The sequence below is a fragment of the Christensenella massiliensis genome (genome assembly GCF_040409835.1).
GTDB lineage: Bacteria > Bacillota > Clostridia > Christensenellales > Christensenellaceae > Christensenella > Christensenella massiliensis.
In genome coordinates, this window is the sequence record NZ_CP117826.1 from 1,888,644 (window position 1) to 1,910,135 (window position 21,492).

Genomic DNA, 21,492 nt, shown 5'->3' on the forward strand with positions numbered 1-21,492 from the left:
TACAAAACAGGGGGAGGCGGCCTATGAAAAAAATAGGGAGCGTATGTCTTGCGGTTTTGACGGCAGCCATGCTTTTCAGCGCGTGCGCCGCGCCCGCACCGGACGCGGTTCAGTCTGCCGAGGCTGAAGCACCGGAGCCAGCGCATACGCAGGAATCTGCTCCGACACCGAAACCCGCTCCGCCGCCAAAGCCGCCGAACGCGGAAGCACTGCTTGCGGAATTTTCTTACGGCGGCCCGCTGCCGGAGGCGCTTTATCCGGCGGAGGAAGAGCGCGGCTATGAGACGGTTCTGGCTCACCCGGAGATTACGGAAGAGATAGAAGAAGCGTTCACGGCATGGGCGGAAGAAGCGGGGCGCTATCTTTCGGACGAATGCTCCGGCTATTATGGGGAAGCGTGGAACGGCTGCAAGGCGGAGCGACCGGAATGGCAGATGCTTGCCGCCGCCGCGCTTGCGTGCGAAGCGCCGGAGGATCTGCCTGCCGCTTTCGCAAACCTTGTAAGACCGGAAACAGAAACGAAGCAAGGAAGCGGGCAAAAGACCGTTTCTGTGGTGCTGCGGGCAAAAACGCCGCAGGAAGCGTTCCCGCTGCCGGAGGAAAAGGGCGCGCCCATGCCAATGGAATTTTTTACCGCCACCTATCTGCTCACCGTTTATGACGAAGAGGGACAGCCGAGGGAAAACAGCGGGGAGCTGGCGGAGCTTTCGGAAAGGCTGACATTTCCTTTTGCGGAGCGGTATGAGTTTTGGGACGGCTGGTATTTAGACCGCGACGGCGGCGCCCGGCGGCACACAGGGACGGATATTTTATGCCCGGAGGGGACGCCGGAGCTCGCGTGTGTGGACGGAACGGTCCTTGCCGTGGGGAGCGGGGACGGAACCGGGAACTATGTGGTGATCGAAGGAGCGGACGGCACGCAGTATCATTATTACCACATGGTGGAAGTGTCGCAATTCGTTTCTGTGGGAGACCGCGTTGTGCGCGGGCAGGCCGTTGGCCTTGCAGGCAACACGGGAAACAGCACGACCGACCATCTGCACCTTGCGGTGGTTATGCCGGAGGGATTTTATATCGACCCGTACCCGTATCTAATGGAAGCGGAGGACGCGCCGGAGCTGTGACAGAGGCGGCGAAAAAGCGGATATTGTTTATCGAAGGGAAAAACGGCGCCGAAAGGCGCCGTTTCTGTTATCCTTATTTTCACTATAACAAGGCAAAGTCCCCGCTTTCGATCACGGACTTCATTTGGCATAAACAGAAAGGGTGCCCGGCAGGATCGAGCATGACCGTCCAATCGTTAGAAAACTGTTCGTCTGCGACCGCTGCGCCGCACCGGACCGCATATTCGACTGCTTTTTCCAGATCGTTTACGGCAAAATCCAGATGCGCCATTTGCTGTTGTGCTTCGGGCGCATCCGGCCATACGGGCGGCCGGTAAGCGGCGTTCCGTTGAAACATGACGCCGGGGTAGCTTCCCTGCCGCGCTCCCGGCGCGCCGACGCATGCGTATTCCTCATCGGAAAATACGATTTCCCACCCGAGCAGAGCCGCATAGAATTTTGCTAACTTCAGCGGCTCCGGACAATCCAGAGTGACGGTATACAGTTTGATTTTCAGCCCATCTTCCATGCGCAATAGCCTCCCGGAGCAAAAGGTGTCCGGCAAAGCTCCGTCAGATGGCGCTGCCGCCGGATATAGCCTTATTGTACCATAAAGCGCGGTGGGGGAAAAGAAAGGAGGGCAGCCTGCCGAACGCCCTTTTTATGCCTGTTTTTGATTGACTTTAGGTGCCAAATATCCCATAATAATAAGGTATATCGAATTTATGGATCGTCGGAGGCGAAAGCAAGTTGAATTTTACGGAGAATGAAAAGAAGTGGCAGAAGAAATGGGCGGAAACGGGCATCTACAAATATGATAAAAACAGCGAAAAGCCCAAGCATTATGTTTTGGAAATGTTTTCCTACCCCTCGGGCGCAAAGCTGCATGTAGGGCATTGGTATAATTACAGTCTTTCCGATACCTATGCGCGCTTTATGCGCATGAACGGATATAATGTGTTTCACCCGATGGGCTTTGATGCGTTCGGCCTCCCGGCGGAGAATTATGCCATTAAAACGGGTATCCACCCGCAGGATTCCACGCTTCAGAACATCGCGACGATGGAGGAGCAGCTCAAAGCGATCGGCGGCACATGGGACTGGAACTATGAGGTCAAGACCTGCCTGCCGGATTATTATAAGTGGACGCAGTGGTGCTTTTTGCAGCTGTATAAGCATGGCCTTGCCTACCGTAAGGCGGCGCCCGTCAACTGGTGCCCGTCGTGCAACACCGTGCTCGCAAACGAGCAGGTGGTGGAGGGCTGCTGCGAGCGCTGCGGAACGCAGGTCACGCGGAAGCATCTGACGCAGTGGTTTTTTAAGATCACGGATTACGCGGAGCAGCTTTTGGAGGGCCTTGACCGCATCGACTGGCCGGAAAAGACCAAGCTGATGCAGAAGAACTGGATCGGAAAATCGCAGGGCGGCGAGGTGAAATTCGACATCGCAGGCGGCGGCGACTTTACCGTGTTTACAACGCGCGCAGATACGCTCTGCGGCTGCACCTATGTGGTCGTCTCGCCCGAGCATCCGCTGGTGGAGCAGATCACTACGCCGGAGCAGAGGGCTGCGGTGAAGGAATATCAGGAATACGCGGCGCGCGCAAGCGAGATCGACCGCCTGTCTACCACACGCGAAAAGACGGGCGTGTTTACGGGCGCGTATGCGGTGAACCCGATCAACGGGCGCAAGGTGCCGATCTGGACGGCGGATTATGTGCTTGCAAGCTATGGAACGGGCTGCGTGATGGCAGTTCCCGCGCACGACGACCGCGACTATGCGTTTGCGGAGAAATATCATCTGCCCATCGAGCGGGTGATAAAGTCCAAGGATGGCTCGGACGACGCGCTGCCCTTTACCGAGCATGGTATTCTCGTAAACAGCGGGAAATATGACGGACTCACGACCGAAGAGGGGAAAAAGGCGATTTTGGGCGACCTCGAAAAAGAGGGGCGCGGCGGCTTTAAGACAAATTACCGCCTGCGCGACTGGCTGGTTTCCCGCCAGCGGTATTGGGGCGCGCCCATTCCGATGGTATATTGTGAAAAGTGCGGAGAGGTTCCTGTGCCGGAATCGGAGCTTCCCATACAGCTGCCGTACGACGTGGATTTCACGCCGGACGGTACTTCGCCGCTCGCCAAGCACGAGGGCTTTGTGCATACGACCTGCCCGGTTTGCGGCGGCCCGGCCCGGCGCGACGTGGACACGATGGACACCTTCGTATGTTCCTCATGGTATTACCTGCGCTATCCCGACAACAAAAATGAAAAGGAAGCGTGGAGCAAGGAAGTGATCGACCGCATGCTTCCGGTGGATAAATATATCGGCGGGGCAGAGCACGCGTGCATGCACCTTTTATACGCGCGGTTCTTCACCAAAGCGTTCCATGATATGGGCTATGTGGATTTCGACGAGCCGTTTGCGTCGCTCGTCCATCAGGGCGTGATCTTAGGGCCGGACGGGGAAAAGATGAGCAAAAGCCGCGGGAACGTCATTTCACCGGACGAGCTCATCAAGAAATATGGTTCGGACACCCTGCGTATGTATCTGGCGTTCGGCTTCAATTATGTGGAGGGCGGCCCGTGGAACGACGACGGAATCAAGGCGGTGCACCGGTTCCTCGAACGCGTGGAGCGCCTTGTAGACGCGGCAGCCGCTATGCAGGGCGGCAGTGGTAAGGTGGATTTCGACGTCAATTACCAGCTGAATTATGCGGTCAAGTATGTGGCGCGTGATATTCCGCAGTTCTCGTTCAATACGGCGGTCGCACGCATCATGGAGCTTGTGAACGCGATGTATAAATATATGGACGGGCAGCCGGACGCGGCGTTCCTGAAAGAGACCGCGAAAAAGCTGTGCCTGATCCTCGCGCCGTTCGCCCCGCATTTTGCGGAGGAGATGTGGGCGCGCCTCGGCGGAGAATATTCGGTATTTAACCAGCCTTTCCCGGTGTGCGACGAAAGCGCGCTTGTACGCTCTACCGTCAATATGGCGGTGCAGCTGAACGGTAAGGTGCGCGCAAAGTTCGATATTTCCGCGGACGCAGGCAAGGAAGAGATCGAGCAATATGTCCGCGGCGAATTCGCGGGGCTGTGGGAAGGGAAAGAGATCGTCAAGCTTATCGTCGTTCCCGGGCGCATCGTGAATATCGTGGTGAAATAGAACGTAAGGATAGATTGGAAAGGCCCTGCAATGCAGGGTCTTTTTTGTAAGGGGAAAAAAGGTTGACGGGGAACTGTCGTATAGGCGTCATGGGAATGGTAGCGTTTTTGTGATAGAATAGTAATGTGGAAGCAGTGGGGGAATACTGCCAAAAGAGACCGGAAGCATTCGGTCTCTTTTGTTATGCAGAAAAAAGGAAAGGAGCAAACAGGATGAAAAAGGAGAAGAAAAGGAATTGGTATGAGGAGCAGAAGGAGAGGAGGGAAAGAGAACAGCGGGAAAAAGAGGCGCGGGAGCAGCGGAGGAAAGCGGCGCAAAGGAGAAGAGCGGAGCAGGCCGGAACGGGGAACGGATATGCGGGGGTGGAAAAAAAGACGGCCGAACCGTGGAAAAGCACGGCCGGAACGGGGAAAAATCAAACGGACGTTGCTGCGGAAGGAGTTTTGCCGCAGGGAAAACGGATTAGAGCGGAAGCTGCTCCGACGTGGGTGAACACGGCAGGGCCGGGAGGAGGCGCAGAGCTGTGGAAGCAGGTGAAGCTGGAACCGGGGGAGACGGCGGCGGATTACTATGAAAAGAAACGCAAGCAGCGGGAAGCGGACAGGCAGAAGACAGACGCAGCATTCAGCCGTGCGCTGGAGGAGACGCAAAAGGAGCTGCGGGAGCAGCGGCTGGGCGTAGCAGAGGGCTTTGGGAGGAAGAAGCGGTACAACCGGAACTATGAGGACCTGTTCGGGCTGCCGGAGGGAGGAGACTTCCGAAGCCGCGTGGAGGGAACGCGCGGATGGGATAAGCTGAACGGGAGCGAGCAGTATGATAGAATGGTGTATATACAGGAGGAATTGGAGAGGCGGAAAAAAGAACGGGAAAAGGAAGAAGAAATAGGGTATAATACGATCAACGGGAGAAATAAACAGCGGGATGTATGGAACGGGCAGTGGCCGCCGCGGACGATGGAGCATAGGGCGGCGGAGGCGGAGCCGCAGAGAAGAGCCGGAAGAGAAACGCCGGGAGCAGTATGGAGCGGCCCGGCAATCGTCAAAAGGCCGGAGGAAATCCCAGAGGACGCATGGGATGGGCTCGACTGGCGCGGGCGGCTTAACGCAATTAGCAGGATAGAAGGGCCGAAACAGCAGGAGGCATGGATCGCCGGAGAGCGGGAGGCGGCGGATCAGCCGACAACCGGCAGAGCAGGCGCGGAATTTCTGATGGCAGATGTGAATGAGGCGCAGGCGACACGGAAAAAAGAGGGCGAAACGGAAGAAGCGCCGCTGTTTTTCCCGGGCGGGGCGGAAGAGATGATGGAATATCTGCGCGAGCACCCGGACGCAACGCTGCCGAACGGCATGAGCGGAAGAATGGTCGCGGAGGCGGATAAAATCGTGGGACAGAAAGAAGAACAGGAGTTGAATCCAGCGGAGATATGGGAAACAATAAGCACAGAAACAGGCTCGGAATCTTCTTTTGATATTACAAAGGGATTGGAAAACCTAAATCTTGAGGGAACGGACGCTTTGAAAACACCGGCAGCAATGAGCAAGGAAGGGGCGATAATGGAAGCGGTTTTAAATGCCTTTGGATTTTTTGCGGATTCCTATGATACAGATGATTTCAAAAAGGAAATACAGGTAAAAAATAAGGGAACCGAAAATGAAGAGAAACGAATCGTGACACAAGTTGGCTCTTTATCAAACAGAAGAGAAAAAGCGAAATATGAACCAGGAGTCGAATATAGCTTAAGAGAGCAATATGGAACATCGGAAATAGGAAAGATAAAAAGCGAAGCTCTTGCGGAAAATTGGTTCCAACAAATTACCGGAGAAGAACCAGAAGTCGGGAAATTTTATGACATTAAAGTTATTTTCAATGAAGATTATCTGAATGATCCTTATATGCTTTCCTATATTGAAGATAGTAACGGAAACACAACATGTATTTCCAATACGCAGGGAATACAAATATTTTTAACAGAAAGCGGTGGTTTTACGAAACCAAGAAAAATTGATATAACGAATGTATTATCACATACTGTCGAATAGTAAAAGGAGAAGGGAAATGAAAAGAGGCAGAGAGATAAAATCCACATATAACTATGAGGTATATAAATGGCTTCCGTGGCTCAAGGCTGCTGCGGTTATTGGATATTTTTTGGGAACGATGTCTTTTTCCCTGCAAATGCCGCTTCATCAATTAGCGCTGGGAAGCGGAGCGCTGTTTTTTGAGGAAGCGGTGCTGACAGGGGTTTTCTTTTATGGAGTGACGTGGCTGTATAGATGGGTCGTGTATGACCAAATCAAATTCTGGGATAAAAAGACGACGGCTATGATTCTGTGTGGAGCCGGATTGAGGCTTTTTATCAACTGGATTATTTTATATACGCAGCAGGGTGATCTTTTGACTATGCTTTTTATGTATGCGGTAACAAACAGCTTTTTTATCGCTATATCGCTGATCGTTTCCATCCCTCTTTTGTTTTTCGCGATAGACGGCCGGAAATGGAGCAAAGAAGAAGCGCCCGGCAAGCCGCAAAAGTGGATAGGCCGGATCGGCGCGGGCGTATGTATGGTAAGCATAGGGGTCATGATTGTCAACCTGTGCCTCAACACGCCGGTAGAAGGTATTATGCCGATTCCGGATATAACGAATATAAATATGCTGGAGTTTATCACCTATTTTACAGCTCCGCAAAAAGAAGTTGTTTTATCTGACCTTAATAATAGTTTGGGATCAACGGCGGCAGCGGCGTTATTCCTTTTGCTGTGGACCAAAACAGAGCCGGGGAAAGGAGTGTGTAAAGCAGCCTGACGAATATAAAGGGAGGGACAGTTATGAAGAAGATTAAGCGTATGGCCTGCATGATCTTATGCGGGCTGATGCTATGGACTTTGGCAGGCTGCGCGGAGCAGCCGCCCAAAGTGCCGGATACGGACGCAGCATCGAAAATTACATACAATACGAATATTATTGCGGCTATACAAAACGATGGACGTGTGGTGATTGCAGGACTATCCATGGGTGCGGGACGCGGCCAGTATGCGGCGCACAAATGGAAAGATATCCGCCAGATCGATTCGAGTGGGTTGCATATCGTGGGAGTAAAAAAGGACGGGACCGCCGTTGCCTGTGGGTATAACAGCGAAGGCCAGTGTGATGTCATGGACTGGACGAACGTAAAGCAGGCTGCCGCGATTTCATCGGAAACGATCGCGCTGTTTGAGGACGGAACGCTGGGCACGACAAACCCGGAACACGCGGAGGAGTTTAGTGCGGCAAGGGATATAACGGCGATCGCCTGTGACAAACTTTACGGGAACGTTATCGCCCTGAAAGAGAACGGGACGGCGGAGGCGTTTATCACTTATCCACCCTTTCAAAGCTTGGCGCGGGAAGTAGAGAAGTGGAAAGATATTACGCAGGTCAGCGCGGGTCTCGGATATTTTACCGGGTTGAAGGAAGACGGAACGGTGCTGTTTGCGGGCGGAGTGATAGAAAGTGCAGATGGAACAGGCAGGGGAGAGGTGAAGGACTGGACGGACATTGCCTATGTCGCGGCGGGAGATTACCAGACATGGGGGATCAAAACGGACGGGACCGTGATCTCGACGGAATTTTACGACCCGGATCAAAGCCTTGGGAAGATGCCGGATTTTGCAGAGACGAAGGAGTGGACGGATATTGTGGCGCTGGAGGCCGATTCACAGTTGGTGGTGGGGCTGCGAGCGGACGGAACGGTCGTTTTATCCGGTTATCCGGAATTTGGAATGGCCGCCGCGGAAAAATGGACGGACATCGGGAATTGGACCATACAAGGAAGTGACAGGCATTGAAAAATCAAGCCGATTTGTATTGCCCTGCTGACTGTATGGATCACATCGCCGATGTGGACCATATTTTTACCTATGCCAGAGCATTTTGTAGCGAGAATGATAGGAGAGTTTGTATTCACATTGGCAGTAGGGTTTGGGGTACTTATCCTGTCTATCGTTTATTTAGTATATTCCCGGGGAAAAGGAACGGCAAAATATCCTATTGTTATTTGTCTTTTGCTGATTGCAGCAGGAATTTTGGCTGTTTGGATAACAATTTGAGAGCGGAAAGGACATGCTCGGCGCGTGATTGGCAAGGACGGATACGGGATATTATGCTTTGCTTTCCGAAATCCGGATAAGAGCGTGGGAGCGCATTATGTGGCGGTAGAAAAGGATCCGGAAAGCGGCGGGATTGTCGTATATGATTATGTGGACAGCAAAGGAAAAAGGAATACGGAGCCGCAGTATTATGACAGCGTACACGATTATATGCAAAAGAGAGGCGGATTTTTGTTTTCGGCCTACGGATTATCCAAAAAGGAGAGGGAAGAATGACTGGAATGAAGAGGATCATAACATTCATCGTTGTTATGTTCCTAATATTGGTGATTTATGCGCGCGCTTGTGTTCCGGCACAGAGTTTGGAGGGACGAGATACTTACAAGGGGCTGCCAGTCTATCAGTATAATGCGGAAGATGATACTGTATCGATAGATGGGGTTTTGTACGAAAGCGTAGAGGAGTTTCCGGAAAAATATGTGATAGGAGAACGCTTCGGCTATCTTTGGTATTATCCGCATTAAAGAATTAAAGAAGGCGTTATATATGGATTAGACTGGCTTAAGGGCACGGAAGACCCGACAGAATACATTTATGCCAATTCATCTTTTTACAAAAAAGAGAATGGCGCTCCTATACAATTCGGAATATATTTAAAGCGCGTAGATACCGATTGACGGCGAGAGGGAAAGCCCGAAAGGGCTTTCCCATTTGTATGTGCTGATGGTACGCGCCCGACTCATGGATTTTTTGCGGATCCCTATGATACAGATGATTTCAAAAAGGAAATACAGGTAAAAAATAAGGGAACCGAAAATGGGGCCTTACATTGAAGACGATACTGGTAATACGACTTTTGTACCACATACGCAGGGGATACAAATTGTATTAACAGAGAGCGGCGGCTTTAGCAAACCAAGGCGAATCGATATTACAAATAACTTTTTACAGAATGTAGGAGAATAGGAAAGAGAAATAGAGATAGCAGAAAAAGAAAACGGTAAAAAATGGCTGCTTTGGCTCAAAACAGCGATCATAATTGGATATTTTTTGGGAACGATGTCTTTTTCGCGGTGGGATATCATTACGATAGCGCCGAGTCTTGGGGGATTATTGATAGGACCGTTTATCAGTAATCTGATTGGAACGATACTTTTTTTCTATGGCTTGACATGGGTATACAGGTGGGTGACACAGGAACGGTTCAAAATATGGGATAAACAAACGACATATTTTCTTCTATGCGGAGTTGGTATAAGAATAGCCGTAAATTTATGTATGTACCAAACAGGAGGAGATATTAATCTGCTTCGTATGTATGGAGTAGCGCATGGCTTTGCGATCAGTATATCTCTTCTGGTTACGGTCCTGCTTTGGTTTTTTGCAGTGGATAATAGGAAATGGAAAAAAGGAGTATTAGGGAATCCTTTAAAATGGATAGGTAGGATAAGCCTAATTATATGCTTAATATGTATAGGACTTATGACGGTCAACCTGCTTATAAATACGCCGGTAAAAGATATCCAAATGATCAATAATGAATGGGAGTATATAGAATATGTTTTTAAAAATGCCGCTGTGTCCTTTAAAGAAACGGTTTTGATGAACTTTACATATGATCTTGGTTTAGCGGCGGTTATTGCATTGTTTTTGTTATTATGGGTGCGTACGGAGCCGAAGAAACATGGGGAAAGCCGGGCCTAAAGAAAGTCTAAAATCAAGCGTGAAAGAGACAGCCATATTGTAGACGGAAAAGCAAAAATTTTGTCCGTAACGGTAGATGGAGAAGAAAGCGCTGATTACTACCGGTATATGGAACATTAAATGCTTTGAGCTTGAGCAGAAACAAAGCGGCTGTAAGCGGAGCGGTCGGTCAGAAGCTTATACAGGAAGAACCCGGAGAACATAATGATCCAGAATTGTAAAAAAGAAACTACGAGATAGTCCGTATATATGATAGTTCCGGCTTCTATATAATCCAGTATAATAAAGGAAATATCTTTGATGAGGAACATAGCGCATGCAATGACAAATGTAATAAAAAGAAGCTTTAAAAAAGGAAAAACAGCCGCTTTGTTTCTGAATTTGTAAAATAAGCAGATAGAAAAACAAAGAACAGAAATCAGAATGAGGAGATAAACGACGATATACCAAAAGTCAAGTGTGTTTTGCTGATAGTAAGGAAGAGCGAAGATAACATATAATAAGGTCAATGCAAGCGTAGGAAAAAATGATAATGTAAAAATACCGTGCCCGTTTTTTTTACCGGGCGTTAAGGCATATACATAGAAAAAGAAAAATAGTGCGAAAACAAAAAGGAAGCTTGCGGTAAAGGGTAGACTATAGCCGAGCTCAGGGGTGAAAACTAAACTATAGGAGAAAGAGGTTTTTTTGGAATACCAAAGAAGCTCGACCAAGCAACAAGCGAGAGTAAACCAACATAAAGCAGTAAGAATTTTTACAGAATGTTTGACAGACACAACGGCTCCTTTTGCTTGATAAGGAAAGTATAGCATAAAAAGATAGGAGTGTCGATTCTGTCCGGAAAAGCAAAACGATGTGAAGCGCAAAAAAGACAGCACAGCGGTATATGCTGTGCTGTCTTTCACTATGCTATTTTACCGCAGGAAATAAGAGCCATGATTCCCGGCAGAGCTTATTCCCCATAATATTCCTTTACCGCCGCGAAGAATGCGTCGATATTTTCCCATTTGGACATCGGCGGGATATCGCAGCCGGAGGAGATCACGAAATTCGGATATTTTTCGCAGCAGCGGTTCATCAGGTCGAGCGTCGCCTCGCGGATCGATTCGGGCGTGCCGTCTTTGAACTGGCTCGCCGGATCGATGTTGCCCATAGCGACGGTATCCGCCGGAATATGCGCCATCATTTCCTCCATATCGATCGCGTTGCCGAAATGATAGGCCGCCGCGCCGCTCTCGAGGATAGAATCGATAAGCTGGATGGTGCTGTTACCGCAGTTGTGATAGATCACAAGGAATTCGTCTGTCTGCGTCGCTTCTACGATCTGTTTTACATACGGCGTGGAAAATTCAGCGATGAGCGGCGGGGAAAGGATGCCCGCGAGCGGCTCCGCCATCACAACGCCATGCGCGCCGATGGCCTTATAGGCATTGATATACTTGATGAGAAATTCGGTTGCCTTTTCGAGAGTGGTTTTTGCCATCTCCGGCTCGGTATAGCAATAGATCATTGCCTCGCTCACGCCCATCAGACGTCCGGCAAGAGAGAATGGTCCGATCACGCCTGCGAAAACAGGACGGTCGGTAATGAGCTTACAGGCTTTTTCGATCGCGTCGATATATGTCTGCGGCCGGCCCTCGATCGTCGGGACCTTGAGAGCTTCCGCATCTTCGGGAGAGTTGACGATGCTGCCGATCACAGTCGGAACCTCGTCGTCCGCGACGCGAATTTCAGAGCCGAATGCCTCCGCTTCAAGCGACAGATCCATCATGCTGACGGAAGCCGCGGAATCGACACGGTCTGCAATCATTTTCATTCCCTTTGCCTGCGTATCGCTGTCCGCAATGAGCTCTTTTACACCGATATTCATGAGCTGAATGGAAGGAAAGGAAAGAACGGGCATCGCCTTTTTGACTTTCGCATCTCTTACATCATTGATCCATTGTCTCATATTCATAATTCTAAATCGCCCCTTTTATTGTTTTGATGACTTTATCGTAGCATAGGGGGAGGCGGGGAATATTGTAATATCAAAATATTTTTTGTACAAAAAGCGCACCTGCGGACAGGCTTTGGACGATGCCGTTCCGGCAAATAAAAAACGGAACGTAAGCGCTCCGCTTTTTGTATTTCCTGCTTCAGGAAACGACCCTGCCGCTTGCAGTCGCGGTGACAGTGGCGCCGAGATCGAATTCAAAATTGCCCTTCAGCCGCCCGGTATTGTGACCGACCGCGGTACGGATATCAATTTTGCCCACGACGCCGCGCCTTCGTGCCTCCGCCTTTGCCGCTTCCTCCGCCTCTGCCGAGGCGATGCGCACCGCTTCTTCAAGCGTTTCTACCGTCGTGTTTTTTTCCGTGCCGAGCACAGTATAGCTTTCGACGCCGGCCGGAGTATGGTCGGGCCGCACTTCAATGGATATGTCGACGGAAACGCTGCCCATGACCGCTCCAACGGCGTTTGCAACACCCGCATTTTCCGGGATCACGCAGCGTGTTCCAAGGGCCCGCGCTACGTCGGGCAGAAAAATATGCGTGGGGGCACCGATACCGACGAGAGCGGCCTTGGTGGTGAAGCCAAATTCCGTATAGCCGGTTTGATGCGCACGTTTATTCTGCTCCCAGCTTTCGGAGATAAGGTCCTCCATCTGCTGCGAAAGGCCGTTCTTTTTCATCTGCGGGAACCGGTCCTGAAGCAAGATACGTACAAGATTCCGGTACAGCTTTTTCCTGACAAGGTCGTAGGCCATATCGCAAAATTCCTCCATGCTGCACGGAGCGTCCGCGTCTGCATACAGGCATTTGAGCACGAATTGCGCCGCCAGCCGGGAAGCCTCTGTGTCGTATACGGAAAAATCGCCTTTGATGTGCATGATATCCGTGGGAGTGAGACCGCAGCGCATGACGATGCCCTCGCGCTCCAGACGTTCCGTATTTAAGGTATAGACGTCGAGCCCGGTCGCCTCCGTTGCCTCTGTCATAAGAAGGGGACGTCCTCGCAGGGCACGGCAGAAAGCAAGTTCATTTTCCGAATAGTTTTCGCTGTTCGGAATATCCCGCACGAGGTAGAAAAATTCGTGCAGGGGAAGTGTGGCATGAATGCGGGACGAGGCGAGCAGCGCTTTCAGGTCCTGTCTGACGGAGGGCCACCGCGATGCAGCGACGCAGACCGGCATGACACGGCGTTCTCCGAGCAAAAGGGAAGCGCCGTTCTGACGGAGCGCGCTGTCGCCCCCGAGGCCGAAGGTATCGATGAATACGCCTTTTACGAATGTACGCCATTGGCCGATCGAAACACCGTCCATCGCGCGGACGGGCTGCCCGTCCTTCACGAGGGAAACGTCTGTGGTCGTGCCGCCCATGTCGACGATCATACTGTCGCGTTCGTCCGTAAGATGCGCGCCGCCGAGGACGCTTGCCGCGGGTCCGCAGAGAATGGTCTCCACAGGACGCATGCGGGAGAATGTTTCAGACATCAGCGTACCGTCGCTGCGTACGATGACGATGGGGGCACCGATGCCCTTTTGCGAGAGCACGGATTTGATTGCCGTAAGAAATTCATGGATCACCGGTACGAGCTTTGCGTTGAGCAGCGTGCTTGCGCCGCGCTGCAGGGAATTGAGCTCGGAAAACAGCTCGTGCCCGCAGACGATCGGGAAAGAATAGTGTTCGGAAAAGACCTCTTTTGCTTTACGCTCAAGCGCCGCGCCGTTTTTCATGGCATAGAGCTCGACGATGCCGAGACCGTCCGCATCGTGCAGCCAATTTTTTGTATCAGCGAGCAGGACGCTCCAGTCGGGCTGGTCTGTGATCTCTCCGTCGTAACGGCTTTTATATTCGCAGCAATAGATCTCGCCGCTGTCCGGGTGCAGGCCGTAATCCTTTCCGACCCAATCGAGCACGCGTTTTTCCACACCCAGAAAAAATAGCTTTGCGCGCCCTCCCTTGCCCTCGATACACGCGTTGGTCGCAAGCGTCGTGGAAAGGGAAACGAGGCTGACCTGATCAAAATACCGGCTGTCGAGGCCGTCCATCGCGTTGCCAATGCCGATGGAAAGGTCTTCTTTTGTTGTAAGCGCCTTTGCGGACGCCAGAATTTTTTTGGAATCAAAGTCAAAAACGACGGCATCCGTATAGGTACCGCCCGTATCGATCCCAATCCCGAGTTTCATAGGGCTTCCTCCAAACATTCTGCTTTCTTTCTGATTTTAGCATACTCCGGGGGCTTCGGCGCTTCTTGTAAAATTATTGCATATTTTGAAAGATGCTCTTATTTTATCTGTTTGACTGATCCGGCGGGGCGTGAGAAAAGAATCGAAAAAAATGCCTTGTCCTGCGAAGTTTTTTGTGGTAAAATTATTAACGCTGTAATAGTAGGACAGTAGCTTGAAAAGTATATTGGAAGCAGTGGACAGATGGCTGAGTTGGCTTAAGGCGCACGATTGGAAATCGTGTGTACGTTAATAGCGTACCGGGAGTTCGAATCTCCCTCTGTCCGCCAAATATCAAAGAAACCCGCTTGAATAGCGGGTTTTGTTTTGTGTGTACACGTTTTTTACACGATTTTGTTTAGGATTTTGATTGCGCGCTCTTCTTCTTTTGGATAAAGATGGGAATAGGTATTCCATGTCATTTCAATATTGGAATGGCCGAGCCGGCGGGCGATCTCTTGGATATTGATTCCTTTATTGGCCAGAAGTGACACATGGGAATGTCTGAAATCGTGGATGCGTATCTTCTTTACACCTGCTGCCTCCGCAAATCTTTTATTGCGGTTCTCGACCGATGTGTCGCGCAGGCACTTTTCTCCGCCGCACACCCGATAGGATGCGCTGAAACCCTCGTGTTTTTTCCAACGCTTTTTATGTTCCTCCAGTATAGTGAGCAATGGAACGGGGATTTGGAGCGTCCGAACAGACGCTTTGTTCTTAGGAGCGGTTTCCCGGTCTCCGCCTTTCAGCTTCTGCGCGATGCTGCGTTTTACGGACAGGAAGCTGCCGGATATGTCGCTCCATTGCAAGGCGTGTATTTCGCCTTTCCTGAGACCCGTATAAAACGCAATGGCAAAGAACACATAGTAATCCCATTCAGACAGGAAGCCGCGTTCTTCGGCCTCCTGCGCATTCTGACGGGCCGCTGAAAGGAACCTTTTAAATTCCTGCGGCGTGTAGAAGTCCATTTCCTTTTTGATATCGCCCGAACTTTTGAAATTCCCGACCTTATCAAGCGGATTCTTTGGGATATATTCCATTTTTACCGCGTAATTCAGCATGGCGCGAAGCGGGGAATAGGCGGATTGCTTTGTTGTAAGAGCAAGCCCCTTATCCTCTATACTCATTTTCCATTGCGCCAATATTGAGGGCGTGATCTTGCTTAATTTCAGATTGCCCAGCTCCGGCAGGATATGATTCTTTGTGATATGCTTAAATTTATCCAGCGTGGATTCTCGCATTTCATTTTTACGGATATTACAATACTCACGGAACAGCTCGCGCAGCGTCATACGTTTTGCCGGTGCTTCCTGCCGGATGTCCTGCTGCAGTTTCAGCTCAAGTATTTTCGCTTCGTCGGAACCATAAGTAACCCGATCCACTTGCCGGGCCTTTCCGAGAGCGTCTATGTAGTTGATGCGCACACGGTATTTTTGCTTTCCGTCGCGCCGTCCGTTCATTTTATAGATTGGCATGATTTTCTCCTTTCTGGTAGGAGATAACATTTATTTAGGAAGATGCGTGATTAATGCTTTCGCAGTGCTCAAATCAACCTCCTTGGTTGCTAAATAATATAATTTGTTTGCAACGATATCCGCAGCTCGTATCAACGGAGTAGTAGCGGAATTACAGTATTTTAAATCAAGACTCTTAAGTTTTCTAAAAAGCGGCGGAAAAAATTTATCGTAACTCATGTTATATGTGCCCGATTTAAATTCTTGTTCTAATCCCTCGCGCAGCTCATAGATACCGTTTGTTGCCGTGGTATGCTCGTCTACAAATACGTACATGTTTTCGACTATGAGTGGATTTATAACCTTTGCTGCTATTAAATGTTCTAATGCCCGCTTCAAACATATTTTGTAAGCATAATCTAAATACCTTTGCTTATCTTTTTTGCTTTGAAATATGCGATTCATAAGTTTCTTTTGATGTATAACAACGCCAAATTTAATATGCTGGTTTAAAGAACGGAATAGCTTAGACTTTGCTTTATTTGAGATACGACATGCTTTTAGTTCCTCTGCATCGTTTATACATTCAGATGAGCGCAGCACATGTTCTGCATGAATATATTTTCTGGAAGCTATATTTTTTGAATTTTTATCTAAAAATATTAGACCGCCGAAAACAAAAATATCATTATGCACTCTATCGAAAACTCCCGACTCGTCTGAATATACGAATAAATTCATATCTGTATTCCCCAATTACAAGAATTAAAAAAAGCCGCCAAAGGCGGCCCCCTATGTCCGACGATATTACATATCGCTTAAACGTTAATTCGGATACATAGGTATACAGCGTATCTCTACCTGCAATTATATTATAAACCACCTGTCATCAAGTTGTCAATTTGATTATTGTTTTTACAAAAATTTAATATTTTTATAGATTGGCATTACTTTCTCCTACGGCGCTTCCATTCGTCCCTCTTGTGTTGGTAGCACGGAGGGGCGTTTTAAATATCAAAATATTGCAGAATTTACGCCCTCCGAAAAACAAAACCCTTACCTGTTACAGTAAGGGTTATCATCAATTGGGCTTTCTTTTGTTTAAGCTCCTTGCGCCCTACAAGGAGAATCATCAATTGAGCCGTCTTATTTTTACCCTTGCCCTGCTCTCAGGCAAGTATCATCTTACTGTAATTATAACACGATATTCAGCTTTGTAAACAGTTTTATCTTACAACCCCTATCAGCCGCTTGACCCCATCGACTCATGTTGGTAGCACGGAGGGGCGTTTTTTATTGTAATTTTGATTGGATTTTCAGTATATCCAGATTAGGTCTTAATTTTCCTGCCTTTACAAGCGATAAATAACGTTTTGCTTTTGTCATAATGGCCTTAATGAGCGCTTTGTCCTTTACAATGTACGGTACGCCTTTTATGGTAAATGCAGACCTTATATATTCTATTTTTACCGGAATCATATTTCCAATCAAAAATACACGCTCCCGTCCTGCGATTCTTCCGATATGATAATATAGGCAATTACCATATTTTTCTTTATCCTTTTCTATTTTTAATTTATATGATTTAACTTGTGTACTTAACGGTATGAACCATATTATTCCATCTGCACTGCGTATAGCGCAATAAAAAGGACGCTTTTCGCTTTTGTTTTGAATAAGAAACTTACTTGAAAATTTTTCAAAATAAGAATCTTTTAACTTATATAGGCCGCAATCGATTATATTCAAGGTTGTCCTCCGAATATAAACACCCCTGCCAATCAAGGACAGGGGTGTAAAATTCTTTCAAGCCTACTATTTATATGTCGCTGTAGGCAAGCGGCAATCACAAGCAAGTTGCATATTTGTATGTCGCCTTGCAACAGGCGGCATTTAGGCGATGACACAGAACACGGAGTTCAAATTCATCGTATACAGTATTTCTACTGCAAATTTATTATACCACAACTTGCGGTAATGTTAACACCCCAGATATAGTTTTCAAAATCTGTTTACATACTTACATGTTGTATTTTTCCTCCCTGTAGTGGTGGTGATGTCTGCTTGCCCCTTTGGTGCGCCAACACCGAGGGGCTTTATTTACTCCATTTTTTCTATGCTAAAGGGTACAAATGAATGTATCATGTACTCTCCATGCCGATGATTATAACCATATATAGACTGATATTGCATCAGCGTTTTCCCGATATATTCCGTATCAAGCTCAAGCGCCTCTGAATAATCCTCAAGGGAGCGTGCATCGTATTCATATAGCTCTATGAGTGTATCAAGCGGCAGACATTGTTCCGCAGTTTTACGTTCAGCAATCGTTTCATATTTTTTCTGAAGAAGTTCCGGTGCTTCAATGAGATTGATTGGGCATGTCTGGATATGGAAATATTCATGCCATGTCGCACTGTTCTCTTTGTAAGTCCCTTTTATTTTCAGATCCGCAACAATATTTCGGCCAATCATCACCGCGTCGATCCGGTCGATGAAATCGCAGTAATATTTATTGATGCCGTTGTCGTAAAGAACTTGATCTAACACGTCGCTCATCATCCCCGCTTGTCCTCCGTGCAGATACTATATCATGATATATTTACAAATGAAGGTCAATCCTGCGTATTTTTTGGAAGTATTTTGATCAGCTCTTGGATTTGCTTTTTTCCTTCTTCTGTAAGAGCGTCGTACCCTTCAGGAGCGGACAGGGCTATAGGTGTTGCGAGCCATTCATCGTCGACTACGGCAGGATTTTCCGTTCGGCAAAGCAAATAATCCACGGACACGCCGAAATAGTCTGCAATAGAATCAATCTTATTCATATAAGACTTGGTAACCCCAGATTTCCACTCGCTATAAGCATTCTTACTATAGTTTAAATCTTGTAAAAATGTCGTTTTATTAACGCCTTTTTCTTTTAACAGTTTATCCAATCTTTCTATAAAAGTCATTGTGTAATCCTTTCTATTGAATTCCTAATATTTAGGAATTATAATAATTTCTATAAGTTACAAAGGAGGCAGAACATGATTATTCTATTGATTTCTCTATTCGCATCCATTGCGTTCCTGATCTGGAAGTGGGCTTCCAATTGGATCAAGAAAAATGCATATACGGATTTTATTCATGCGCCAATTCCAGAAAACGAGATGCAGAAGAGCTTAACAGAATATAGAACTGAGCTTTTCCTAACGCTGAGAGACTGGATCTGCGAGGTTCCGCTATTCCCTATGTGGGTTTTATGGAATAAACTACGTCATGGACAAAGCGCAAAGATCACTGCCGAAGTGCTGCGAATGCATTTCGGGTGGTTATCTCAACCAAAGTTCAAGCGCCTGCATTGTCATGGAAGCGATCTCCACAAAGAAAGAAACCATTTCTGTCGTTGACATATTCATAAAACGGCTCTTTTTCTTCGGAGGCATGAAGTTTGCAAAAAACTCCATGCCGTTTTTTGTTACGCCTGTTATTTTAAAAACACGTGCCCGCTGTTCTGTGGCAGGGCTTTTCTGCGAATCCGGGTTTGTTTTGGTGAAATAGCCACGTGCATACATTTCTAACAGAGTACGCTCTACATCGTTCTCCAAATATCCCAACGCGACAAACGAACGGATCACAACGCGACCTTTCACAGGGAGAGCAGATTTCTCTTTTAAGAAAGCGATTATATGAAACGCTATTTGATCGCTGTAGATTCCACCCGTTAAAGGCATGAACACCTCCTATAAAAATAATTCCTAAAAATTAGAAATTAAGCATTGACACTCCTAATAATTAGGAATATAATAAAGACAACACAAGGTTGAACCTACTCAACCTCATAGCCAAAGAATAGCATAACAAAGGCATAAAAGCAATAGGGGGACGACGAAATGGGAACCGATTTAAAGATAAGGCTGCTAAAACTTGGAAAGGCGCAGACAGACTTACTGCATGAGCTTCACAGGAGAGGATTTCCGAATTTGGTCTATGCGTTGCTGAATGATTACGTCAACGGGAAGCGAAAGGGTGCACAGATGGAAGCGGTATTAAAAGAAACGGAAGTGATTCTTAGGGATTGGGAGAAGAATGAAAATCAAATTGCATAAGGAAGGAGCAAGCACATGAAATTCTATTCCGACCCCAAACTACAGTTAGAGCATGAACGGAATCTGGCGCTGGGCAAGATAGCGGATGCTATTAATGGAGAGGGAAGACAAAATGTGAGTAATAGAAGGAGAAGACGAAATATGATTTTAGGAATTAATACAAAAGAAGCGGTTGAAAACTTTATCAAGGAACAGTTACAGAATAAAGACATAAGCCCCGAAATGGTGGCAGCCATAGCGGAGCTTATGAAAGCGGCTTCTACTCTGTGACATCGAGCGATTTGAGAATGGAATTGTACAGTTCCGCAACAGCTTTTCCAAAAGCGGCGTTATTATCGTGGGCTTGGGCGATGTACATTCCTTTCTCAAGCATCGCAAGTGTTAATTCTAAAGCGATTTCAGATTTGCTCATTTGAAGTCACCTCCCTTCTACCCAAATAATATCACAGGGCAGTAGGGAGGGCAAGAAAGGAACAAGCACATGACAGATATACAAAAATGGAAAGAAATTATTATGCCGCAAAGTGAAGAACGGGAAGCGGTAACCCAAAAGGAGCATGAATGCGTAATTGAAACAGCGAGGTTTGTTTCAAAGATGGGGGTAAGCGTGCGTTCGGCGGAGCGCATATTGAACGGAGCAATCGAAATCATACGCGCTACCGCCGACACGCAGAAGACATTAGAGGTTCTCGGAGATGCGGCCGATTAAATCCTTATAATCATTTAGAACATAGTCCGCCATATCATAAAGTCCCGGCTCATTGCCGGAGGAAGCTATTTTATCCTGAATCATGCTGTCCAAACGAGATTTCAGGATAATGACAGCAAGGTCATGGGCTACTTGTTCTTTATCCACGCGAATCACCTCCCTCCTACCCCAATATTACCATAGGGAGGTATGGAGGACAAGAAAGGAGCATTGCGAGTTATGCCGTGAATTACAATGGACGACTCGAGTCTCGAACCAAGAGCCGTCCACGCCGAATTTATTTAGCTCCGCGCGGGTGGTACCAGCATCAACAAGGGGAACAGGGCAAGGACAAAAATTCTGGTGTTAAGCTGAAATTCAGCGTTATCAAGAGAATCGCCCCCTTTCCGTCTCCGTTATGGAGACACTTAAAGTATACGGCAATCACGGCATAACTGGCAATACTGGAGATAAACAGCATTATGTAAGAAAGGAACGCTATGAAACAAAAGAAAAAGGGGAACTGGTGGATCGACGAATGTGGACACGATTACAGGATTCCATTTGTGGTCAGCATCATAGGTTTAGGTTGCTCCATATCAACCATATTAGTGAAGCTATTCCTGTTATAGCACCTATAAATGCAATGGCAGTCGTGATCCACCAACGTCTATCGAGTTTCTTGCGAATCGCTTCGTCTCTTGCTTTATCCGCAAAATATGTTTTGAGCGGAGGAAGCGGAACGATTTCCCGAATATTGTCTGTTTCCGGGTAGTTTTCATCGAGCGTTAAGTCTATGAAACCGTTATGGGCGAGATATTCAAGGCAGTCGGCAAAATCGGAATGCGACACGCCGTCGTTTTCCAGAGCGGAGCAGATGTTATTGGGTATATCTAAATCATCGTCGATTTGCTTTAAGGACAAAAGAAATTGGACAACTTGTTCGAGTTTTGAGTAATTAAACATCGTATCACCGCCTTTCAAAGCGATT

The 21,492-nt window shown here is 47.9% G+C and carries 24 protein-coding genes and 1 tRNA gene; 12 read left to right on the forward strand and 13 right to left on the reverse strand.

Annotated features, from left to right (window positions below; translation table 11 throughout):
* Positions 1 to 23: 23 nt before the first annotated feature.
* A complete protein-coding gene (locus PUP29_RS09085; protein ID WP_353423068.1) occupies positions 24 to 1,124 on the forward strand; it encodes a M23 family metallopeptidase in 1,101 nt (366 codons plus the stop codon).
* 82 nt (positions 1,125 to 1,206) lie between these two features.
* Here the strand turns inward: PUP29_RS09085 and PUP29_RS09090 are convergent, their stop codons facing one another.
* Positions 1,207 to 1,632: a VOC family protein gene (locus tag PUP29_RS09090; protein ID WP_079546176.1), complete on the reverse strand. Its 426-nt coding sequence runs from the start codon at positions 1,630 to 1,632 to the stop codon at positions 1,207 to 1,209.
* Positions 1,633 to 1,853: 221 nt separating this feature from the next.
* Here PUP29_RS09090 and leuS point away from each other — a divergent pair, with 221 nt between their 5' ends.
* From leuS to PUP29_RS09125, 7 genes are all read left to right on the forward strand, one after another.
* The gene (leuS, locus tag PUP29_RS09095; protein WP_079546175.1) at positions 1,854 to 4,265 is read left to right on the forward strand and encodes a leucine--tRNA ligase; all 2,412 of its coding nucleotides are present in this window, start codon (positions 1,854 to 1,856) and stop codon (positions 4,263 to 4,265) included.
* Between the two features lie 212 nt (positions 4,266 to 4,477).
* Positions 4,478 to 6,304, forward strand: a complete 1,827-nt coding sequence (locus PUP29_RS09100) for a hypothetical protein (RefSeq protein WP_079546174.1) — start codon at positions 4,478 to 4,480, stop codon at positions 6,302 to 6,304.
* Between the two features lie 16 nt (positions 6,305 to 6,320).
* Entirely contained in the window at positions 6,321 to 7,070 is a 750-nt protein-coding gene (locus PUP29_RS09105) for a hypothetical protein (RefSeq protein ID WP_079546173.1), read from the forward strand.
* Positions 7,071 to 7,093: 23 nt separating this feature from the next.
* Positions 7,094 to 8,092, forward strand: a complete 999-nt coding sequence (locus PUP29_RS09110; RefSeq protein ID WP_079546172.1) for a hypothetical protein — start codon at positions 7,094 to 7,096, stop codon at positions 8,090 to 8,092.
* A gap of 360 nt (positions 8,093 to 8,452) precedes the next feature.
* The gene (locus PUP29_RS09115) at positions 8,453 to 8,629 is read left to right on the forward strand and encodes a hypothetical protein (RefSeq protein ID WP_353423069.1); all 177 of its coding nucleotides are present in this window, start codon (positions 8,453 to 8,455) and stop codon (positions 8,627 to 8,629) included.
* Entirely contained in the window at positions 8,626 to 8,877 is a 252-nt protein-coding gene (locus PUP29_RS09120) for a hypothetical protein (RefSeq protein WP_079546170.1), read from the forward strand. Before PUP29_RS09115 ends, PUP29_RS09120 begins: the two co-directional genes overlap by 4 nt.
* A 664-nt stretch (positions 8,878 to 9,541) precedes the next feature.
* Positions 9,542 to 10,057 carry a hypothetical protein gene (locus PUP29_RS09125; protein WP_353423071.1) on the forward strand — a complete coding sequence of 172 codons (516 nt, stop codon included), beginning with the start codon at positions 9,542 to 9,544 and terminating at the stop codon, positions 10,055 to 10,057.
* A 116-nt stretch (positions 10,058 to 10,173) separates the two neighbouring features.
* Here PUP29_RS09125 and PUP29_RS09130 read toward each other — a convergent pair whose 3' ends face one another.
* The 3 genes from PUP29_RS09130 to PUP29_RS09140 all read right to left on the reverse strand — a co-directional run bounded on the left by PUP29_RS09130 (position 10,174) and on the right by PUP29_RS09140 (position 14,229).
* Positions 10,174 to 10,833 (reverse strand): hypothetical protein, encoded by a 660-nt coding sequence (locus PUP29_RS09130; protein ID WP_079546168.1) that lies wholly within the window; start codon positions 10,831 to 10,833, stop codon positions 10,174 to 10,176.
* 176 nt (positions 10,834 to 11,009) lie between these two features.
* Complete coding sequence (locus PUP29_RS09135; RefSeq protein WP_353423073.1) at positions 11,010 to 12,014, reverse strand: uroporphyrinogen decarboxylase family protein; 1,005 nt, start codon at positions 12,012 to 12,014, stop codon at positions 11,010 to 11,012.
* Positions 12,015 to 12,195: 181 nt separating this feature from the next.
* On the reverse strand, positions 12,196 to 14,229 hold the full coding sequence (locus PUP29_RS09140) for a hydantoinase/oxoprolinase family protein (protein WP_353423074.1): 2,034 nt from the start codon (positions 14,227 to 14,229) through the stop codon (positions 12,196 to 12,198).
* Between the two features lie 237 nt (positions 14,230 to 14,466).
* Here PUP29_RS09140 and PUP29_RS09145 point away from each other — a divergent pair.
* A tRNA-Ser gene (locus tag PUP29_RS09145) sits at positions 14,467 to 14,558 on the forward strand.
* A 54-nt stretch (positions 14,559 to 14,612) separates the two neighbouring features.
* On the opposite strand, the gene PUP29_RS09150 is transcribed toward PUP29_RS09145, so the two are convergent.
* The 6 genes from PUP29_RS09150 to PUP29_RS09175 form a co-directional block, all read right to left on the reverse strand.
* Positions 14,613 to 15,743 (reverse strand): tyrosine-type recombinase/integrase, encoded by a 1,131-nt coding sequence (locus PUP29_RS09150; RefSeq protein WP_353423076.1) that lies wholly within the window; start codon positions 15,741 to 15,743, stop codon positions 14,613 to 14,615.
* 30 nt (positions 15,744 to 15,773) lie between these two features.
* Positions 15,774 to 16,463, reverse strand: coding sequence for a DUF3800 domain-containing protein (locus tag PUP29_RS09155; protein WP_353423078.1), 690 nt, complete (start codon positions 16,461 to 16,463; stop codon positions 15,774 to 15,776).
* Between the two features lie 552 nt (positions 16,464 to 17,015).
* A complete protein-coding gene (gene cptIN / locus PUP29_RS09160; RefSeq protein WP_353423080.1) occupies positions 17,016 to 17,471 on the reverse strand; it encodes a type III toxin-antitoxin system CptIN family toxin in 456 nt (151 codons plus the stop codon).
* A 351-nt stretch (positions 17,472 to 17,822) separates the two neighbouring features.
* Entirely contained in the window at positions 17,823 to 18,284 is a 462-nt protein-coding gene (locus PUP29_RS09165) for a hypothetical protein (protein WP_353423081.1), read from the reverse strand.
* A 53-nt stretch (positions 18,285 to 18,337) separates the two neighbouring features.
* Positions 18,338 to 18,676: a helix-turn-helix domain-containing protein gene (locus tag PUP29_RS09170; protein ID WP_353423082.1), complete on the reverse strand. Its 339-nt coding sequence runs from the start codon at positions 18,674 to 18,676 to the stop codon at positions 18,338 to 18,340.
* A gap of 360 nt (positions 18,677 to 19,036) precedes the next feature.
* Entirely contained in the window at positions 19,037 to 19,438 is a 402-nt protein-coding gene (locus PUP29_RS09175) for a hypothetical protein (RefSeq protein ID WP_353423083.1), read from the reverse strand.
* Positions 19,439 to 19,597: 159 nt separating this feature from the next.
* Here PUP29_RS09175 and PUP29_RS09180 point away from each other — a divergent pair, with 159 nt between their 5' ends.
* On the forward strand, positions 19,598 to 19,813 hold the full coding sequence (locus PUP29_RS09180) for a hypothetical protein (RefSeq protein ID WP_353423084.1): 216 nt from the start codon (positions 19,598 to 19,600) through the stop codon (positions 19,811 to 19,813).
* A gap of 15 nt (positions 19,814 to 19,828) precedes the next feature.
* Positions 19,829 to 20,083 (forward strand): hypothetical protein, encoded by a 255-nt coding sequence (locus PUP29_RS09185; protein ID WP_353423085.1) that lies wholly within the window; start codon positions 19,829 to 19,831, stop codon positions 20,081 to 20,083.
* Here the strand turns inward: PUP29_RS09185 and PUP29_RS09190 are convergent.
* On the reverse strand, positions 20,073 to 20,225 hold the full coding sequence (locus PUP29_RS09190; protein WP_353423086.1) for a hypothetical protein: 153 nt from the start codon (positions 20,223 to 20,225) through the stop codon (positions 20,073 to 20,075). The genes PUP29_RS09185 and PUP29_RS09190 overlap by 11 nt on opposite strands.
* A gap of 69 nt (positions 20,226 to 20,294) precedes the next feature.
* On the opposite strand from PUP29_RS09190, the gene PUP29_RS09195 reads away from it, so the two are divergent.
* Positions 20,295 to 20,522: a hypothetical protein gene (locus PUP29_RS09195; RefSeq protein ID WP_079547066.1), complete on the forward strand. Its 228-nt coding sequence runs from the start codon at positions 20,295 to 20,297 to the stop codon at positions 20,520 to 20,522.
* Here the strand turns inward: PUP29_RS09195 and PUP29_RS09200 are convergent.
* Positions 20,493 to 20,669, reverse strand: coding sequence for a hypothetical protein (locus PUP29_RS09200; protein ID WP_353423087.1), 177 nt, complete (start codon positions 20,667 to 20,669; stop codon positions 20,493 to 20,495). The two genes, PUP29_RS09195 and PUP29_RS09200, sit on opposite strands and share 30 nt — an antisense overlap.
* A 408-nt stretch (positions 20,670 to 21,077) precedes the next feature.
* Positions 21,078 to 21,467 carry a hypothetical protein gene (locus tag PUP29_RS09205; RefSeq protein ID WP_353423088.1) on the reverse strand — a complete coding sequence of 130 codons (390 nt, stop codon included), beginning with the start codon at positions 21,465 to 21,467 and terminating at the stop codon, positions 21,078 to 21,080.
* Between the last annotated feature and the right edge of the window lie 25 nt (positions 21,468 to 21,492).

Excerpts from the sequence above, each read along its gene's own strand:
- PUP29_RS09085 (WP_353423068.1), top strand. The coding sequence starts at position 24 with ATGAAAAAAATAGGGAGCGTATGTCTTGCGGTTTTGACGGCAGCCATG.
- PUP29_RS09090 (WP_079546176.1), bottom strand. The coding sequence starts at position 1,632 with ATGGAAGATGGGCTGAAAATCAAACTGTATACCGTCACTCTGGATTGT.
- PUP29_RS09100 (WP_079546174.1), top strand. The coding sequence starts at position 4,478 with ATGAAAAAGGAGAAGAAAAGGAATTGGTATGAGGAGCAGAAGGAGAGG.
- PUP29_RS09105 (WP_079546173.1), top strand. The coding sequence starts at position 6,321 with ATGAAAAGAGGCAGAGAGATAAAATCCACATATAACTATGAGGTATAT.
- PUP29_RS09110 (WP_079546172.1), top strand. The coding sequence starts at position 7,094 with ATGAAGAAGATTAAGCGTATGGCCTGCATGATCTTATGCGGGCTGATG.
- PUP29_RS09120 (WP_079546170.1), top strand. The coding sequence starts at position 8,626 with ATGACTGGAATGAAGAGGATCATAACATTCATCGTTGTTATGTTCCTA.
- PUP29_RS09135 (WP_353423073.1), bottom strand. The coding sequence starts at position 12,014 with ATGAATATGAGACAATGGATCAATGATGTAAGAGATGCGAAAGTCAAA.
- PUP29_RS09140 (WP_353423074.1), bottom strand. The coding sequence starts at position 14,229 with ATGAAACTCGGGATTGGGATCGATACGGGCGGTACCTATACGGATGCC.
- PUP29_RS09150 (WP_353423076.1), bottom strand. The coding sequence starts at position 15,743 with ATGCCAATCTATAAAATGAACGGACGGCGCGACGGAAAGCAAAAATAC.
- PUP29_RS09155 (WP_353423078.1), bottom strand. The coding sequence starts at position 16,463 with ATGAATTTATTCGTATATTCAGACGAGTCGGGAGTTTTCGATAGAGTG.
- PUP29_RS09165 (WP_353423081.1), bottom strand. The coding sequence starts at position 18,284 with ATGATGAGCGACGTGTTAGATCAAGTTCTTTACGACAACGGCATCAAT.
- PUP29_RS09170 (WP_353423082.1), bottom strand. The coding sequence starts at position 18,676 with ATGACTTTTATAGAAAGATTGGATAAACTGTTAAAAGAAAAAGGCGTT.
- PUP29_RS09175 (WP_353423083.1), bottom strand. The coding sequence starts at position 19,438 with ATGCCTTTAACGGGTGGAATCTACAGCGATCAAATAGCGTTTCATATA.
- PUP29_RS09180 (WP_353423084.1), top strand. The coding sequence starts at position 19,598 with ATGGGAACCGATTTAAAGATAAGGCTGCTAAAACTTGGAAAGGCGCAG.
- PUP29_RS09185 (WP_353423085.1), top strand. The coding sequence starts at position 19,829 with ATGAAATTCTATTCCGACCCCAAACTACAGTTAGAGCATGAACGGAAT.
- PUP29_RS09190 (WP_353423086.1), bottom strand. The coding sequence starts at position 20,225 with ATGAGCAAATCTGAAATCGCTTTAGAATTAACACTTGCGATGCTTGAG.
- PUP29_RS09195 (WP_079547066.1), top strand. The coding sequence starts at position 20,295 with ATGACAGATATACAAAAATGGAAAGAAATTATTATGCCGCAAAGTGAA.
- PUP29_RS09205 (WP_353423088.1), bottom strand. The coding sequence starts at position 21,467 with ATGTTTAATTACTCAAAACTCGAACAAGTTGTCCAATTTCTTTTGTCC.